The organism is Burkholderia sp. AU31624, assembly GCF_020420065.1.
Taxonomy (GTDB): domain Bacteria; phylum Pseudomonadota; class Gammaproteobacteria; order Burkholderiales; family Burkholderiaceae; genus Burkholderia.
In genome coordinates, this window is sequence record NZ_JAIZRT010000001.1 from 451,797 (window position 1) to 468,946 (window position 17,150).

The following is a 17,150-nucleotide window of genomic DNA, read 5'->3' on the forward strand; positions in this document are numbered from 1 at the left end:
CAGTGTGCTCCGGATGCGGTTGTCGTCGGATCGGCAGTCGGCGCTTACGCGGTCATTCCGCGAGCGAGGCCATTTCGGCGCGGAAGCGTTCAGGTGTCCAGACCGTGCCGTCCGGCGCGCGGAAGCCGATGCGGTTCAGGCCCGCGACGACCTCGTCCAGCTCGATCGCGCCGGCTTCGAACACGCGTTCGAGCGCATCGCCGAGGTCGTTTTCATACTGGGTCGGGGCGGCCTTGCGGTTCTGCCAGACCTGGTTCTCGACCTGGCCGGGGATCTCGATCTGCCCCTTGCCCGCGACGTTGTTCGGCTGCGGCGCCACCCACGGCTTCAGGAAGGGATTGAAATTCACGGTCGCTTCTTTCATGTCACTCCACCTTGATCTGGATTTCCTCGCCGGCGAGCCGCACCGCGTACTGCTTCAGTGCGCGTCCGCCCGGACCCTTCAGGCATTCGCCCGTCTTGATGTCGAACACGGCCTCGTGCAGCGGGCATTCGACCGTACCTTCGTCGACGAACCCCTGCGTCAGCAGCGCGTACGCATGCGGGCACACGTTCTCGAGCGCATACACGTCGTCGCCGACGCGGTAGATCCCGATTTCGACGCCGTCGGTCCGCTTGAACTCGATCGGCGTGTCTTCCGACAGCGCGCCGGCGTGCCCGGCGCAAACCCATTGTTCAGACATCTCACACCCTTCCTTCTGATCGACTCTCGGTTTGTTCCGATTTGTTCCATACCCGGAACATCAGTTTATGGATGGTGATTATAGGAGCGACTTTCCACGAGTAAAACAAAAAGCTGCTCGCCCTAGGGAAAACACTGACCGCCGGGTCGGCAATCGCGTGTATCCACCCCATCAAATGAAATTTTTTGTTATGCGACGGGGATTTACCGGGTTTACGCGAGTTTTGTGCAGCGACGCCGGGCGGCGGCCGGAAACCCATCCGTCCCGAAAAAATTATTTTTGATACGGTGCGAGACGCCCCTATACTCCATTCCATCAGAGGTACATTGTTCCTTATATGGAACATACGAATGCCCACCCGATGGCGAAAACGCGCGACGGCCGGCCGTTCCCGCGCATGCCGCCACGGCACGTATTCATCAGGTTGGAGATTCAGGAGATCAAATGGTCAAGCATGCGGTAGCAGCAGCAGTGATCGGAGTGGGCGCCGTGTCGGGCGCGTGGGCGCAGAGCAGCGTGACGCTGTACGGCAGCATGGATGCGGGTGTCGCGTACGTGAACAACGTCGGCGGCCATGCGAAGTGGGCGATGATCCAGGGCAATACGCAGCCCGATCGGTGGGGCCTGAAAGGCAAGGAAGACCTCGGCGACGGCCTGTCGGCGATCTTCCAGCTCGAAAACGGCTTCTATACGAACAACGGCCAGTTCGCGACCGCGAACACGATCTGGAACCGCGCGGCCTTCGTCGGCCTCGGCTCGGAACGCTACGGCACGCTGACGCTCGGCCGCCAGACGCCGCTGTCGTTCGATTATCTCGATCCGCTCAGCACGGCCTACCTCGCGATGAGCTGGTACGCGTTCCACCCCGGCAACATCGACGGGCTCGCCGCGACCGGCAACGTGCCGTACAACAACTCGGTCAAGTACCGCTCACCGACCTTCGCGGGCTTCTCGGCCGCGGCGACGATGGCGCTCGGCAACACGACGAACTTCTCGACCGGCAAGTCGGTCGGCGTCGCGCTGAACTATGCGAACGGGCCGTTCAAGGCGTCGGCCGTGTACTCGAACGAGCACGACCGCGCGATCCTGATCAGCACGACCGGCATCACGTCGTTCCAGGGGCAGAACACCGCGAACGGATACACCGCGAGCAAGGTCGAGAACATCGGGGCGGGCGCGTCCTACCAGTTCGGCGACTTCCTCGTGCACGGCCTGTACACGCGCACGAAGATGCAGTCGAACGGCTTTTCGGACACGTTCCAGAGCTACGACGCGGGGGTGAACTACCGCAGCAGCGCGTTCAACACGATCGCGGGCGGCGCGGCGACCACGACGCTGGCCGGCCGCCGCTGGACGCAGGTCGAGCTCGGCGACATCTATGCGCTGTCGAAGCGCACGCAGCTTTATGCGAACGTGTTGTACGAGCACGGTTCTGGCGGTGCGAAGGCCGCGTTCTTCACGGCGGGTGTATCGAGCACGGCAAACCAGGTGATCGTGCTCACCGGGATCCACCACTCGTTCTGAACGATGTCGGGCGTGCGTCGCCTGAAACGACAAAAGCGGCCCGCGGGCCGCTTTTGTCGTTCGCACATGGCATTTGCACGACCGCCGGCCGCGCATCGGCGCACTCAGAACATCGCGACCTTGTGGCGCGCGTGCGCGAAGGTCGGATCGCTTTCGAGCGGACGATAGTTCAGCCGCTGTGACAGGTCGACCGCCGCGCCGCACACGGCTTCGACGAGCCGCTCCTTCTCGCGCGCCTCGCCGATTTCCGAGCGCGGCACGGTCGCGGTGATCGCCGCGACGATCGAGCCCGAATGATCGCGTACGGGTGCGGTCACGGCCGAAATGCCGCTCTCGAACGCCGCCTCGCTCACCGCGTAGCCGAGCCGCGCGTAATGGCGCACGCGTTCGTACAGTTCGTCGACGGTGCCCGGCGTGCGCTCGGTGAACTGCTCGAGCCGCTTTTCCGGATACAGCTGGCGCAGTGCGTCGCGCGTCAGGTCGCCCATCAGCACGTGGCCGTGCACGGTCGCATGCGCGGGCAGGCGCGTGCCGACGTGCACCTTCACCGAACCGAACATCGACGCGTTGCTCTGCGCCTTCGCGACGAACACGACGTCGCGCTGGTCGCGGATCAGCAGATGCGTCGACAGGCCGGTCGCATCGCGCAGCCGCTCGAGCACGGGCGTGCCGAGATCGGTCAGTTCGAGCGAATTCAGGTATTCGAAGCCGAGCCGCAGCACGCCGACGCCGAGCCGGAAATAACGGTCGCCGTTCACGCGCTCGAGGAAACCGAGCGCTTCCAGCGTCTGCAGCAGGCGGAACGTGGTCGTGCGCGGAATGCCGATGCGCTTCGACAGCTCGGGCGCGCCGAGCACCGGCTCGCGCGCGGAGAATTCGGCGAGGATCCGCAGCCCGCGTTCGAGCCCCGGCACCAGATAGGACGACGCGCCGCCGGACGATTCGTCGTCGCCGGGCGCCGTGGTTTCAGGTGCGTCGCTCATCGTTGTCTTGACCATGTGGACATGGACGGTAGGAAATCAGTCACGTAACAGGTCACGGATCGTCGTGGATATTCAGTCATGCTACCTCAGCGCGCACGGGGTTCACACCCGCGCGCATCGCCGCACCGCAGCATGCGGATCGCGACGCCGTGGAGAGTCAATCACGGTCGAGAGGATAGCAGCGATGGACAGCGCCACGCCATGCCGGAGCGGCCGGCAGCGCGGGAAGGCAGCCGCGTGAGTGGCGGCCGGCCGACGCGTGGCGGCCGGCGTGGCAGGCAAGGCCGTGCCGGGCCGCCTACAGGCGCGACAGGTGAACCCGGATGTTCGCGCGATCGTACGTAAAGCCGCCGGCCGCATCCGGCTCGAGCACGCGCGCCAGATCGACCGCATACATCCATCCGCTGCCCAGGCGGCCGCCGTTGATCGCCCGGATCCGGCTGCCGCCGACGGCGATCGCCGCATGAAAGACCGTACCGCCGCGCGAGAAGCCGACCGCGGTTCCCGCCGGAATGCTCGCGCGCCCGTCCCATTCACCGCCGGTCTCGAAGTTGAAACGGGTTCGCCAGTGCTGGCCGATCGTGTCGAGCAGCGCGCCGGGCGCGATCATCGCATCGCTGCGCAGCAGGTACCGGACATAAGCCGCGGCGTCGTAGCAGACGCCGCCGGAAACATACTCGTTGATGTCGGCCATGCCGAACATCAGCGCCTGGGCGTGCTTCTGCCGTTCGGCGAAACCGGACTGGGCGACATGCCCGCCTAGCTGGGAGAGTTGCATGGGTGGCTCCTGGTGAAGAAGCAGGACGTCATCGTCCCGCCAACGCAATAACGTCATATGTTATTACGATATCGAACCACGTCCGGGCACGCGCTCGGACGTCACGGCATGCGCGCCGCCGAAGCCGGCGCGGCGGCGGCCGCCGCATCGGGATTCGGCGCGAGCCGCAGGCGCACGCGCAGCGGCTGCAGCATGTCGGGCGGCGGCGCTCGCCGACGATCGCACCCGAGATCCGACAGCGCGCGCACGTCCGGCGCGATCGCTCGCATCACGGCGCCCAGCGCCACGGCGACGATCGCCAGCGCGATCAGCACCTCGATCAGCGTGAATCCCCGTTCCGGCGCCCGCGCCGTGCGCGAGCCGCCGCGCGCATGGCGGTTGTAGTCGGTTCTGTCGTCGCACATGGCCTGCACTCTTGTCGATGGGTCGGCGTCCGGCGTCCGGTATTCGAATCACGGCGCGAAGAGCCGCATCGCCGGCGCGACGGACGCCTTGCAGGGACGTTAAGCGCGACGTATGGCACACACACGTGTCGAATGGTACGGACCATTTGGCACGGCGAGCCCCGGCGGACGAGCGCGCAAGTGCGCCGCACGCGCCATCGCGCGAAGCGCGACAGGCGACGGAAAACTGGAAACGATCGGGAAGAACCACCCGGCGGCGGGCGGCATGCGATGAAGACGATCCTCGGGCGGCGGGATCGACGCGACGGCGTCAGGCTGTCACGGCGGCGTCATACGCGGCGCGGGCAAGCTGGCCGGCGGCGTAGGCCTCGGCTTCGCCGCGAAAGCCGTCCCGGCTGAACGCAACGACTTTCACGCCAACGCCGGTCGCCCGCTTCACCGTCAGCGCCCATTGCCATCCGCCGTCTTGTTCGAAGACGTGCAGCGAGGGTTCGAAGGAAGGGTCGAATACGGTCACGCGTTTTGCTCCTGCCCCCTTGCGCACCGCATCGGCAACGCTTGGAGCATGTCGAAAGGATCGCGCCGGGATGCGACGCGCTTTTGCCATTCGACAGTCTAGTCAAGGATTGTTGCGACGCACCATCAGAGGTTTCACTCATCTATCGGAACCGGGCGGTCGATCAAATTTCCTGAAACCCCATATGGCACGGGCCTCAGCGGCGTTTCAGCGCGCATGGCTCAGCAGTCGTGCGGCAACGTGCCGCACACGCGACCGCTTGCCTGTATCGATCGCCCATGAATCGCAAAACGGGGCGCGAATTTCCCGGCACGTCGGCGATGGGCGGGGTTACCGGCCCGTACCCACCGGCATCACGCGCCGAAACGTCAGGTTCACGCGCTCGCCCTGCACGCCCGGCGCCTTCGGCACGCGATGCTGCCATTCGGCCTGTGTGCGGCCTCGCATCACGAGCAGGCTGCCATGTCCGAGGCGATACGCATGCGTGACACCGGTCTTGCGATGGCGAAGGTCGAACACGCGCATCGCCCCGAGGCTCACCGATGCGCTCACCGGCGCATCGCCCAGCTCGGGCTCGTTGTCCGCATGCCAGCCGAGGCTGTCCTGCCCGTTGCGGTAGCGGTTGAGCAGCACGCTGTTGAAGTGCGCGCCGCACGTCGCCTCGACCGCGCGCTTCAGGTCGAGCACGGCCGGCGTCCATGGCGCCGGCACGTTGCGGATCCCCGAATACACGTAGACGGCTTCCGGTTCGCCCTGCCATGCGGTCAGCCGCGGCAACGGAATGCGCCCGCGCGGCGTGCGGATCGTGTCCTGCTGCCACGCGACTTCCCCGATCAACGCGGCCAGCGCGCGATCGGCATCGGACGGCGCCAGCCAGTCCGGGTACCAGTCCACGTCGGGTGCGGGCGTATCAGCGAAGAAATCGGGTGTCGACATGTCGGGAGAAACGGGCGATGAACGGAGCGAACGGGGCATGCCTGCATACTAGCCAACGGCGTCGCACACAGCCATGCACTGTCATTCGCGGATGCAAGGTGGCCGCGCGCGCACTCGGCGTCGACGCAGGCCCGATGTCCGGCTTCGACGGCGCGAAGATCGATGCCGCGTTCTTCGCGGGCACGGCGATCAAACGCAACTTCCTCGCGAATCTGGCCTACGGCGATCCGGGCGGCCCGTTCCCGCGCAGCCCGTGCTTCGATTTCGACGATATTGCCGGCATCGAGTGACGGCCGCGGGCCAGGGCCGGCGCCCGTAGATGTCGGGCTTGCGCCGGCCTGTTTCCAAACGGGGAAACGTGCCCTACCCGCCGCGCGTCAGCCGGATCAGCGTGATCTCGGACGGCACGCCGAAACGGTTCGGCGGCCCCCAGTATCCGGTGCCGCGGCTCGTGTAGAGCCACAGATTGCCGATGCGGCTCAGCCCGCCGATCACCGGCTGCTGCAGCCGCACGAACGGCGGCCATGGCAGAAACTGGCCGCCGTGCGTATGCCCCGACAACTGCAAGGTAAAGCCGGCGCGGTTCGCTGCTTCCGCGCTGCGCGGCTGATGCGCGAGCAGGATCTTCGTACCGACGTCATGCGGTGCACCCGCCAGCGCCTGCACGGGATCGCTGCGATGAGCGGGATCGAACCCGCCCGCCGTGAAATCGGTGACGCCCGCGAGCACCGCGTGCGCACCGTCATGTTCGATGAGCACATGCTCGTTGAGCAGCACCGTCAGCCCGATGCGCCGGAACTCGTCGATCCACGCATGCGCGCCCGCGTAATACTCGTGGTTGCCCGTCACCAGGAAGCTGCCGTGCCGCGACTGCATGCGGCCGAGCGGCGCCGTGTGGTCGCGCAGGCGCTTGACCGAGCCGTCGACCACGTCGCCCGTCACGACGACGAGGTCGGCATCGAGCGCGTTGACCGCGCGCACGATCCGTTCGACGTAGGGCCGCTTGATCGTCGGCCCGACGTGGATGTCGGACAGCTGCACGATCGTCAGGCCGTCGAGCCCGGCCGGCAACCCCGCGACCGGGATCGACACGCGCTTGACCGCCGCCGTGCGGCGCGCACCGACGAACCCGATCACGGTGACGAACACCGCACCGGCCAGCACGCCGATCGCCGTGTCGGTCGCCGCGCCGGGCCACGCCCCGTCGTGCCCGAGATGCCGCCATCCGGACACGCCGAGCAGCACGAATTCGCGAAGGAACGTCAGCAGGAGCAGCGACGAGAAGAAGCCCATCACGAGCGAGCCGGCCCAGCCGGCCAGCGTCGCGGCCCAACCTTCGTCGAAGCGGCGCGAGAACATGCCGACCGGGATCAGCACGACGAAGCTTGCCAGCACGAGCGCCGCGATCGTGCGCGCGACCGGCGACGTGAATGCATCGGGAATGATCCGAATCCCGACGTACAGATGGAACAGCATGCCGATTGCAATGAACCGGACAAAGAAACTTCGCATGGAACACTCACCTTCGTTGCGATACCGATACCGCTTCCGCGTTGCGTGTCGCACGAGGCCGTGAGGCTCCGTGCCGCGCGTCGCGCCATACGTACGATGGTACACAGATCGCGGCTGTGACGACCGGTCGCCGGCCGGGCTTCGACGCCGCTCGGCGCACCGGTCGACCGCGACTTCATCGGCCAGCCCGACGCGAGCGACGTTGACGCTTTCCCGAAGCCCGTCGTTACCGACATGCAGCGCACGCTGCACTTGCCCATCCCGGTCAGCCACTTCGAGAACGACGGCCGGATGATCGATGCGAACTTCCGCGTCTTGCCCGAGGGCACTGCGCGTTGCCGCTCTCGCGGGCGAGCACACGAGCAAACGAGCAGACAGCTCAGGCCGAACGCCCGCCGCAAATCCGTGGCGCCGATCACGACACGCTGCCGCGCTTCACACGCAATCCGGTCGACCCACTCGTCAACATTGCCCTCCATCCGCCGGATCGACCCTATTCCCCTGCGTTCGAACGGCAATCGGCCTATTCCGTCCCGATTCCGCGCTGTCGACACGACAAATCGGCCGCCCTTCGTTCGTCTGACGATTCTTTACAGTCCGTTAGCAACCCTACGCGAGCGTGCGCTGGCAGAATCGCGACGGTCCGGTTTCGGTCGCCGAAACGCGATGCCGGACGTGTCGACGCGTCCCGTGACCGGCTCGCTCCCCCGCACGATGTACAGGGCGGGTAGCTGGCGGTCCGCATCGCGCTGATTTATTATCGGCCCCATATCCCGGAATCGTCGTCGCGGCGACGATTCGCATTGCGCCGCGCCCGGCATCCACCCCCAACGTCGAGCTCGTCACACCATGAGAAAAACAACGCCGCGCGCGCCCTTGCGCGTCGCCGCCGTCCTGGCGCCAGCCCTGCCGCTCGCGGGCTGCGCATCGCGCGGTGCACCGTCGTACGTCCTGTTCGGCGCGTATTTCCCGCTTTGGCTCGTCAGCGCGATCGTCGGCGTCATCGGCGCGATCGTCGCGCACCGCATATTCGTCGCGACCGGCTGGGCCGCGACGGTGCCCTACCAGCTGGCCGTCTGCACCGCGATCGGGCTCGTGGTCGCGGTGATCGTGTGGCTCACCGGCACGGGGCCGTTCGCATGAAGGCCGCCGGTATCGCCCGCCCCTCCGTCAAAGGCCGCGTGATCGCCCTGGCGATCGTCGCGCTCGGCATCGCGGCACTCGTGTATGCGTACCACCGCACGACGGCGTACCCGTCCACCGACGATGCGTCGATCGACGCGGACGTCGTACACGTCGCGTCGCCGGTCGGCGGCCGCATCGTGCAGCTCGCGGTACATGAAAACCAGCGCGTCGCGAAAGGCGACCTGCTGTACGTCATCGATCCCGTGCCGTACCGGCTGACGGTTGCGCAGGCGCAGGCCGACCTCGAACTCGCGCGCGCATCGCTCGACACGCGCCGCCGTTCGCTGATCGGCGAGCGCTCGAACGCGGCCGTGGCCGCCGAGCAGGTCAAGCGCGCGACCCAGAACAACGACCTTGCCACGCGCGACGTGAACCGGCTCGCGCCGCTCGCCGCGCAGGGCTACGTCAGCGCGCAGCAGTTCGACCAGGCGAAGGTCCGCCAGCGCGACGCGGCCGTGTCGCTCACGCAGGCACAGGAACAGCAGCGCGCGTCCTCACAGACGATCGGCGACGAAGCCGACGCGATCGCGACGCTGCATGCGCGCGAGGCCGCGCTCGCCCGCGCGCGGCATGCGCTCGAAGACACCGTCGTGCGTGCGCCGCACGATGGTCTCGTCACGGGCCTGAGCGTGCTCGCCGGCGAAACCCTTGCGCCGAACCAGTCGATCTTCACGCTGATCGACGCGAGCGAATGGTTCGCCGTCGGCAACTTCCGCGAGACGTCGCTGAGCCGCATCGAGGTCGGCGACTGCGCGACCGTCTATTCGATGATCGACCGCAGCCGCCCGCTGACCGGCAAGGTCGTCGGCGTCGGCGCAGGCATTGCCGACAGCGCCCGCATCAACCTGCCGCGCACGCTGCCGATCGTGCAGAACTCGGTGAACTGGGTGCACGTCGCGCAGCGCTTCCCGGTGCGCGTGAAGCTCGACGAACCCGACGGCAAGCTCGTGCGTGTCGGCGCCAGCGCCATCGTCGAGGTCCGGCATGGCACTGCCTGCCGCTGAGGTTCGTGCGCCGGGCCCGCGCGAAGTCCTGCGACTGCTCGCGCCGTTTCCGGGGCGCACGTCGATTGCCGTGCGGGTCGCGCTGATCTGCGCGCTGACCGCGCTCGTGACGGCCGCCTACGGCACGCCCGAAGCCGCGCTGTCCGCGTACGTCGTGTTCTTCATGATCCGGGCCGACCGCGTGACGAGCGTCGTGCTCGCGGCCGCGCTGCTGGTGATCGTCACGATCGTGATCGGGCTCGTGCTCGGCATCGCGATCTTCAGCATCGACTATTCGATCCTGCGGGTCGCGTGCATGGCCGTGCTGTCGGTCGCCCTCCTCTATCTGACGTCGGCCAGCAAGCTGCGCCCGGTTGGCGCGATCCTCGCGATGATCGTCGGCTTCGGGCTCGACCAGCTCGGCCTCGCGCCGTTCGGCGAAGCTGCAACGCGCGCGCTGCTGTACATTTGGCTGACGATCGCGATCCCGGTCGGGGTCGCGATCGTCGTCAACCTGCTGATCGCGCCGTCGCCGCGCAAGCTCGCGCACGCGCAACTCGCGAAGCGCTTGCGGCTTGCCGCGCAGCGGCTGCGCGGTGACGATGCCGCGCGCGACGCATTCAATGCCAGCCTGCACGAAGGCGACAAGCAGCTGCTCACGTGGCTCAAGCTGTCGAAACTCGAAGGCTCTTCGTCGGCCGCCGACGTCGCGGCGTTGCGGCAGGCCGTGGCATCGAGCACCGCGCTGCTCGTCGGCGTCGCGCTGGCCGATCGCGAACCGGATGCACGGCTGCCCGACGCATTTGCCACCCCGATCGCAGCGACGCTCGACGAGATGGCCGACATCCTCGACCAGGGCGGCTACCCGGTCGACGTGACGCTCGCGCTACCGCCGACCGACACGCTGCCGCCGCTCGCGCGTATTGCCGCGACGGATCTCCAGGCGGCGATCACGCATTTCGCGGAACCGGCCGCAACGACCGATGCCGCTTCGTCGGCTTCGACAACTGCCTCCGATGCCCCCGAATCCGCTCCGCCTCCCGCCCCGCGCGGCGGCTTCTTCCTGCCCGACGCGCGCACCAATCCCGACCACATCCGCTACGCGCTGAAGACGACCGCCGCGGCGATCTTCTGCTACCTGCTGTATTCACAGCTCGACTGGTCGGGCATCCATACCTGCGTCGTCACCTGCTACATCGTGTCGCTCGGCTCGACGGCCGAGACGGTCGAGAAGCTCACGCTGCGGATCTTCGGCTGCATCGTCGGCGCGCTGCTCGGCACGGCGGCACTCGTCTTCGTCGTGCCGTCGCTATCGTCGGTCGGCCACCTGATGGCGCTGGTGTTCGCCGGCGGGTGGCTCGCCGCGTGGGTCGCGTTCGGCTCGCCGCGCATCGCGTATGCCGGCTTCCAGATCGCGTTCGCGTTTTTCCTGTGCGTGATCCAGGGCGCCGGCCCCGGCTTCGACCTGACGATCGCGCGCGATCGCACGATCGGCATCCTGCTCGGCAACGTCGTCGTGTATCTCGTGTTCACGCGCATCTGGCCCGTCAGCATCGGCAAGCAGATCGACGCCGGGCTCGCCGCGCTGATCGACCAGTGGCGGCGCCTCGTGCAGGTCGCGCAGCCGGCCGAACGACGCGCGCTCGCGGCTGAGGCGTTCGCCCGCCACGGCGCGATCACGCAGGAACTCGGGCTGGTCCACTACGAACCGTCGTGGGTCCGGCCGGCCGCGTCGTGGCTCGCCAGCCGACGCCGTGCGCTCGCGGAACTCGGCGCGCTCGAAGGGCCGCTGTTCCTGCTCGCCGAACGCAAGCCCGGCGACGCGGCGATCGGCGCGCAGCTCGCCCGCGTGACCGAACCGCGCGACGACGCCGCCGCGCCTCATCGAGAACCCTCCGCGCCGCCGGCCACCCCGCCGCGCGCAGCCCCCACCGACCCCGCGCGCGACGCGCTGCTGAACCTGATCGACACGCGGCTCGCGCACATCGCCGATGCCGCCCGTCAAGCCACACCGAAGGAGCCTGTTCCCCATGCGCCTACCTGAACCGCCGGCCGCCTCGATCGCCGCCGCCGCCCTCGCGACCGCCGTCGCGCTGGCCGGCTGCGCGACGTCGTCGATCGATCTGGCGCCGGAGGCGTCCGACCGCCCATGGCAGCCGCAAACGTCGGCCGCAGGCGACATCGTGCCAGGCCCGCCGCGCGCGTCCGCGCAAGGTTCGCACGACTACACGCTGCCCGCGTCGCCGGCGCTCGCGTCCGTTTCGCCGCCGGCCGCGCTCGATGCCGCGCACGCGTACACGCTGCCCGAGCTGATCGATCTCGCCGAATCGGCGAACCCGTTGACCCGTATCGCATGGAACGACGCGCGCAACGCCGCGCTCGCGGTCGGCCTGGCCAAGACCGCCTACCTGCCGAAGCTGTCCGCGACTGCCATGGGCGGATACCAGGCAAACCACGGGTCGACGTCGTCGTTCCTCGGCGACTCGTCGAGCAACTCCACCGTGCACGGCACCATCTCGGCGCTGTCGCTGCAATGGCTGCTGTTCGATTTCGGCGGCCGCGCGGCGCGCGTCGAAGCGGCCGAACAGGCGTCGATCGCGTCGAACGTCGCGTTTACGGCCGTTCACCAGCAGGTGATCCACGACGTGACCGTCGCGTACTACCGCTACGAAGCCGCACGCTCGCGCGCGCTCAGCGCCCAGCAGGGCCTCGCGAACGCGGACGCGATCCTCGCGGCGTCCCGCGCGCGGCTCAAGCACGGCGTCGGCACGGTCGTCGAACTCGCACAGGCGACGCAGAACCGCGCACAGGCCAACCTCGCGCTCGTGCAGGCGAACGGCACGGAGAGCGACGGCTACCTCGCCCTCGTCTCCGCGCTCGGCATCTCGCCGCTGTCGAAGCCAACCGTCGCTGCGCTGCCGAAGCGGCCGCTGCCGCCCTCGCTCGGCTCGTCGGTCGACGCGATCGTGTCGGATGCGATCGCGCGCCGCCCCGACCTGCAGGGCGCGTTCGCGCTCGAAAAGGCCAATCGCGCGAAGATCAAGGCCGCGGAAGCCGCGTTCATGCCGAAGATTTTCCTGTCCGCGTCGACGTCGTACGCGAGCGGCGGCACGTCCATCTCCGCGCTGCCCGCGATCGGCGACCAGGCGCCGACCGTCAACCTGAACGGCAGCCGCTACGGCGGCGGCGTGTTCCTCGGCGTGACGATTCCGCTGTACGACGGCGGGCTGCGCTCGGCCGTGCTGATGCAGGCGCGCAACGACGCGGAAAGCGCCTCCGCGCGCCTCACGCGGACCAAGGAGGAAGCGGTCCGCCAGGTGGTCGCCGCGCAGAACGCGGTACAGACGAGCCTGGCGTCGCACGACGCCGCGCAGGCGCTCGTCGATGCCGCGCAGACGAGTTACGACGCGGCGCTGACCGCGTACCGGAACGGCGTCGGTTCGGTCACCGATGCGACGATCGCGCAAAGCCAGTTGCTCGCCGCCCGCAACGCGGAGGTCGACAGCTATGCCGGTGCACTGTCGGCCGCTGCCGCGCTCGCACTTGCGACGGGAACGATCGGCTCGGCGCAGTAGCGCAGCCGCCGCGAGGCGGTTGACGCATGCGCTCGCCGCCCACTAGAATGCCGCCCATTCTTCCTTCAGGAACCATCGTGGACAGTTGCAGCACTCCGTTGCGTGCGCCGCTTGCCGCCTGAACGCCTGTCCGACGCAGTTCTCCTGCCCGGCTCGCGTTCCGCGAGCCGCACGCCACCCGTTTCACACTGAATGACGCATTCGCGCGGTACAGTACCGCGCGATGACGGCTATCTTCGTGTCGCCCTCGGCCTTGCGCCGCCGCGACGCGAAACGGCACGCGCTCCTTGCACGGCAGGACAACCATGACTTTCGATTTCGCACTCCGTCTTTTCACCGCGTTCGCCTGCGGCGTCGCCATCGGCATCGAGCGCCAGATGCGCCAGCGCACGGCCGGCCTGCGCACGATCACGCTCGTCGCGAGCGGCGCGTGCCTGTTCGTCACGCTCGGCGTGCTGACCGGCAACGGTGTCGCGGGCGTCACGCAGATCGCCGCCTACGTCGTGTCGGGCGTCGGCTTCCTCGGCGGCGGCGTGATCATGCGCGACAAGGGCTCGATCCAGGGCATCAACACCGCCGCGACGCTGTGGTGCTCGGCCGCCGTCGGCGTGCTGTCCGGTTCCGGTCATTACGTGCCGGCGCTCGCCGGCACCGGCGTCGTGCTGCTTACCAATACGCTGTTGCGCAGCGTCAGCCAGGCGATCAACGCGACGCCGGTATCGAACGCCGATCTCGTGCGCGAATACCAGATCACCGTGATCTGCCTGGCCTCCGACGAAGTGCACATCCGCACGCTGCTGTCGAACGCGATGTATGCGAAGCCGCTGTCGTTCCAGAGCCTCACGAGCGAGGACGTGCCCGACCAGCCGGACCGGCTGAAGGTGACTGCGACACTGAAGCTGCATCCGAAGGATCAGCAGAAGCTCGAGCAGATCGCGAGCCGGATGAGCATGGAGAAGAGCATTTCCAGCGTGAGCTGGACCGCGAAGGAAGCGGAGCCGATGATGGAGTGAGCGGCCCGGCGGCAGCTGCATATTGCGCTGCCGCCTTCACGCCCTGTCAGGGCGTCTCGATCAGCCCGGCCGAGATGGCCTTGACGACGGCCTGGACCTTGTTCGTCGCGCCCAGCTTTTCGAGGATGTTGTTGACGTGGAAGTTGACCGTCCGCTCCGAGATGCTGAGGATCTGCCCGATTTCGCACGCGGTCTTGCCCTCGGCCGTCCAGCACAGCACCTCGCGCTCGCGCGCGGTCAGCGTGACGGCCGCCGCCGGCGCCAGCTTCGGCACCATGAAGCGGCTCATCAGCGAATGCGACAGGTTCGCGAGCCAGTTGGTCTGCAACGTCAGCATGTTGATCTCGGCCGGCGTCAGCCGGTCGGCATGGCGGGCGATGCTCAGCAGGCCGAACGCACCGCGGGGCGCCCAGCTCGACTGCGCGACGCCCACCGACAACCCGAAATCACGGGCGTCCTGCCACAGCGGGCACGGTTCGATCCGGTCGACGTCCGGCCAGACGATCATGTTGGTGCTGAGCGCGCCGTCGCGAACCGTCGAGTCGATCTCGATGTAGTTCTGCGCCTGGTAGTGCGCCATCCAGCCGTCCGGATAGGTATCGAAGATCGCGACCGCGGGCTTCGATACGGGCAGCGGGACGCGAATGCCGTAACAGCAGTATTCGAATCCAAGCCGCCTGGAATAGGCGGCGATCCGCTGGAAGAGCTGCTGCTCGTCTTCCGCGGCGCTGAATTGTTGATAGGCATCCTGCCAGCGCAGTTCCATTCATTCTCCGACAACGTCACGCTGTCATACTTGTCAGGTTCCAGACCCGTTCGAGGCTGATACATTCCGCGCATGACTTCACCTTTGCTGCACTCGGTCCCCGGCCCGTCCCCGGACGGCTACGTACGCCTGTCAGAAAGCGCACTAGCCGTGCTTGCGCTCGACCATGTCGCAAGCGGCCTCGACGCATCGCTGCTCGAGGAATTGCGCGACAGCGCCATCGACGCGCGCCTCGCCGGCTACACCGAATGGCACCGCCCGGCCAGTGCCGGCGTCGCTTACGTGACGATCGGCTGGGACTGGTACCTCGAACGTGCGACGGGCGCGTTCGTGATCGCGGGCGGCGACGTCCGCAGCAACGTGATGGTCACCGACGCCACGGGCGCCGACATCGGCATGGTCCGCACGGCCGCCGCACTCGCCGCACGGCTCGCGTGCATCGACTGGCCCGCCGCGGTCGCGTCGGCCCTGCTCGGGCACAACGACGCCTATCATGCCGGTCCGACGCTCCAGTGACAACTGGCTGCGCCTCTATTCCTCTGACAATTTCCGCCATGCTGGCGCTCTTTATAAGCAAAAGCGCCACGGTTTTCAATCCCGTTGATCAAGAAACCGTTACCACGTCCTAAACAGCGTCTTTCCGACGCGATCCTGTAAGAGTTACCAGTTACAGCCCCCTCGTGCTGCGCGATGTAATGCATGCATACAAAAGCACAGATCCGAGGACACCATGCGGACCTTCGTTCACGAGGAAGGGCGGTTGCCACACGAACTTGCGGCGGATCTAGGGCGCTACCGGCGCCGTGTGTTCGTCGAGCAGCTCGGCTGGGCTCTCCCGTCGGCGAACGAAAGCTTCGAGCGCGACCAGTTCGATCGCGACGATACCGTGTACGTGTTCGCGCGGAACGCCGGCGGCGACATGTGCGGATGTGCGCGCCTGCTGCCGACGACGCGCCCGTATCTGCTGAAGTCGCTGTTCGCCGACCTGATCGCCGAAGACATGCCGCTGCCGCAATCGGCCGCCGTCTGGGAGTTGTCCCGGTTTGCGGCAACCGACGACGAAGGCGGGCCGGGCAATGCCGAATGGGCCGTGCGCCCGATGCTCGCAGCCGTCGTCGAATGCGCGGCGCAGCTTGGCGCGCGGCAGTTGATCGGCGTGACGTTCGCGAGCATGGAACGGCTGTTCCGCCGGATCGGCATACACGCGCACCGCGCAGGCCCGCCGAAGCAGGTTGACGGACGTCTGGTGGTCGCCTGTTGGATCGACATCGATCCGCAAACGTTTGCCGCACTAGGAATCGAGCCGGGGCAAGCCGCCCGGCAAGCCATCGCCGCCTGAACCGGAACGCGCGTTTCTGTCCGGGCGGTATCGTAACGAAGGAGAATCAACGTGGACCCGTCTCAGGTCTTTCGCGCGATGATGCCCGGGTTGACGAGCGCCAACGGCGCCCGCATCGCGGTCGCCTACCCGTCGTTTCCCCGGCCGCTGCCGCTCGTGCGGCTCGACCGCCGCGGGCTCGTGTTCCGTGCGGCCGGCGCCGCGCCGCTCGTCTGCGGGCTGCCGCGCGCGGCGACGCTGCTGGTCGCGGACGAGCCGCTCTGCTCGCTGCGCCTTGTGATCCGGGACATCGCGCCGGCCGGCGAAGGCCGGCATGACCTGACGATGCAGCCATCCGGCGCCGCCGGCGACGAATTGCTGTGGCACGCGTTGCGTGATCGCGAGCCCTACCGCCAGATTCAGCAGCCGCTTGCGCCCGTCGACGCGTCCGTCGCCACTGACGGCGACCCGCATGCGTCGGCCGGCGAAGCCGCGCCGCGCCCGTCGCGCAGCGCGGCCTTCCGGCTGCCGTGCCACAGCGACGCGCTGTTCTTTGCCGACTGGCTCGAATATCACTTCGACGAACTCCGTGCGTTGTCGCAACAGCATGGGCCGCAACTGCAGCTCAACCAGCTCGAGCGGCAGGTGGCCGACGACGAGGTCGGCGTACGCTTCGTCTACGACATCGATGGCCATGCGACGCGGCACGCGCTGACCGACTGCGCGCGCGAGGCCTGTGCATGGATCGAGACGGAGATGCGCGACAAGTACGCATTACCGGTTGCGCAGGAGCGTTTCAGCGCGTTTGCGGCGCACGCGCGGGCAGGCGGCATGTGAGTGCGATGCAACACGAAGTTGTATCGATACAACTAGGGCTTGCCATGCCTCGGGTTTTCCCTTAAATTTACGTCTGTCTCCTCCATGTCTCCAAACATGGATTCAGCCCGCTCAATGTAGCGGGCTTTTTCTTGCC

Annotated in this window: 17 protein-coding genes and 2 pseudogenes; 10 read left to right on the forward strand and 9 right to left on the reverse strand. The window is 67.5% G+C overall.

Features of this window, described 5'->3' with window-relative positions; all coding sequences use genetic code 11:
* Positions 1-52 precede the first annotated feature (52 nt).
* Positions 53-364 (reverse strand): recombinase-like helix-turn-helix domain-containing protein, encoded by a 312-nt coding sequence (locus LGM89_RS02110; protein ID WP_089427169.1) that lies wholly within the window; start codon positions 362-364, stop codon positions 53-55.
* A 1-nt stretch (position 365) separates the two neighbouring features.
* A complete protein-coding gene (locus LGM89_RS02115; protein ID WP_011354710.1) occupies positions 366-683 on the reverse strand; it encodes a non-heme iron oxygenase ferredoxin subunit in 318 nt (105 codons plus the stop codon).
* Positions 684-1,127: 444 nt separating this feature from the next.
* Here LGM89_RS02115 and LGM89_RS02120 point away from each other — a divergent pair, with 444 nt between their 5' ends.
* A complete protein-coding gene (locus LGM89_RS02120; protein WP_089427168.1) occupies positions 1,128-2,207 on the forward strand; it encodes a porin in 1,080 nt (359 codons plus the stop codon).
* A gap of 104 nt (positions 2,208-2,311) precedes the next feature.
* On the opposite strand, the gene LGM89_RS02125 is transcribed toward LGM89_RS02120, so the two are convergent.
* The 5 genes and pseudogenes from LGM89_RS02125 to LGM89_RS02145 all read right to left on the reverse strand — a co-directional run bounded on the left by LGM89_RS02125 (position 2,312) and on the right by LGM89_RS02145 (position 5,825).
* Positions 2,312-3,205, reverse strand: a complete 894-nt coding sequence (locus LGM89_RS02125; RefSeq protein WP_226272142.1) for an IclR family transcriptional regulator — start codon at positions 3,203-3,205, stop codon at positions 2,312-2,314.
* Between the two features lie 283 nt (positions 3,206-3,488).
* A complete protein-coding gene (tecA, locus tag LGM89_RS02130) occupies positions 3,489-4,025 on the reverse strand; it encodes a type 6 secretion system effector deamidase TecA (RefSeq protein WP_226202780.1) in 537 nt (178 codons plus the stop codon).
* A 200-nt stretch (positions 4,026-4,225) separates the two neighbouring features.
* Positions 4,226-4,372 (reverse strand): annotated as a pseudogene (locus LGM89_RS02135) (type II secretion system protein); the annotation flags it as partial.
* Between the two features lie 310 nt (positions 4,373-4,682).
* Entirely contained in the window at positions 4,683-4,889 is a 207-nt protein-coding gene (locus LGM89_RS02140; RefSeq protein ID WP_089429068.1) for a hypothetical protein, read from the reverse strand.
* Between the two features lie 330 nt (positions 4,890-5,219).
* Positions 5,220-5,825 (reverse strand): alpha-ketoglutarate-dependent dioxygenase AlkB family protein, encoded by a 606-nt coding sequence (locus LGM89_RS02145; protein WP_226272143.1) that lies wholly within the window; start codon positions 5,823-5,825, stop codon positions 5,220-5,222.
* A gap of 98 nt (positions 5,826-5,923) precedes the next feature.
* Between LGM89_RS02145 and LGM89_RS02150 the strand changes: the two are divergent.
* Positions 5,924-6,115: pseudogene (locus tag LGM89_RS02150) on the forward strand (nitroreductase family protein); the annotation flags it as partial.
* Between the two features lie 73 nt (positions 6,116-6,188).
* Here LGM89_RS02150 and LGM89_RS02155 read toward each other — a convergent pair.
* Complete coding sequence (locus LGM89_RS02155; protein WP_089496634.1) at positions 6,189-7,337, reverse strand: metallophosphoesterase; 1,149 nt, start codon at positions 7,335-7,337, stop codon at positions 6,189-6,191.
* Between the two features lie 849 nt (positions 7,338-8,186).
* Here LGM89_RS02155 and LGM89_RS02160 point away from each other — a divergent pair.
* The 5 genes from LGM89_RS02160 to LGM89_RS02180 all read left to right on the forward strand — a co-directional run bounded on the left by LGM89_RS02160 (position 8,187) and on the right by LGM89_RS02180 (position 14,093).
* Positions 8,187-8,480 (forward strand): hypothetical protein, encoded by a 294-nt coding sequence (locus LGM89_RS02160; protein ID WP_089496633.1) that lies wholly within the window; start codon positions 8,187-8,189, stop codon positions 8,478-8,480.
* Positions 8,477-9,526, forward strand: a complete 1,050-nt coding sequence (gene mdtN, locus LGM89_RS02165; protein WP_226272144.1) for a multidrug transporter subunit MdtN — start codon at positions 8,477-8,479, stop codon at positions 9,524-9,526. The genes LGM89_RS02160 and mdtN overlap by 4 nt, the downstream gene beginning before the upstream one ends.
* Positions 9,507-11,549, forward strand: coding sequence for an FUSC family protein (locus LGM89_RS02170; RefSeq protein ID WP_226272145.1), 2,043 nt, complete (start codon positions 9,507-9,509; stop codon positions 11,547-11,549). The genes mdtN and LGM89_RS02170 overlap by 20 nt, the downstream gene beginning before the upstream one ends.
* Entirely contained in the window at positions 11,536-13,080 is a 1,545-nt protein-coding gene (locus LGM89_RS02175) for a TolC family protein (RefSeq protein WP_226272146.1), read from the forward strand. The genes LGM89_RS02170 and LGM89_RS02175 overlap by 14 nt, the downstream gene beginning before the upstream one ends.
* Positions 13,081-13,385: 305 nt before the next feature.
* Positions 13,386-14,093: an MgtC/SapB family protein gene (locus LGM89_RS02180; protein WP_174911619.1), complete on the forward strand. Its 708-nt coding sequence runs from the start codon at positions 13,386-13,388 to the stop codon at positions 14,091-14,093.
* Between the two features lie 46 nt (positions 14,094-14,139).
* Here the strand turns inward: LGM89_RS02180 and LGM89_RS02185 are convergent, their stop codons facing one another.
* Complete coding sequence (locus LGM89_RS02185) at positions 14,140-14,859, reverse strand: autoinducer binding domain-containing protein (RefSeq protein WP_226272147.1); 720 nt, start codon at positions 14,857-14,859, stop codon at positions 14,140-14,142.
* Between the two features lie 72 nt (positions 14,860-14,931).
* On the opposite strand from LGM89_RS02185, the gene LGM89_RS02190 reads away from it, so the two are divergent.
* The 3 genes from LGM89_RS02190 (at position 14,932) to LGM89_RS02200 (ending at position 17,014) form a co-directional block, all read left to right on the forward strand.
* Positions 14,932-15,375: a DUF4902 domain-containing protein gene (locus LGM89_RS02190; protein ID WP_089432911.1), complete on the forward strand. Its 444-nt coding sequence runs from the start codon at positions 14,932-14,934 to the stop codon at positions 15,373-15,375.
* 214 nt (positions 15,376-15,589) lie between these two features.
* Positions 15,590-16,198 (forward strand): acyl-homoserine-lactone synthase, encoded by a 609-nt coding sequence (locus LGM89_RS02195; RefSeq protein WP_027789397.1) that lies wholly within the window; start codon positions 15,590-15,592, stop codon positions 16,196-16,198.
* A gap of 51 nt (positions 16,199-16,249) precedes the next feature.
* On the forward strand, positions 16,250-17,014 hold the full coding sequence (locus LGM89_RS02200; protein WP_179254884.1) for a hypothetical protein: 765 nt from the start codon (positions 16,250-16,252) through the stop codon (positions 17,012-17,014).
* Positions 17,015-17,150: the final 136 nt, after the last annotated feature.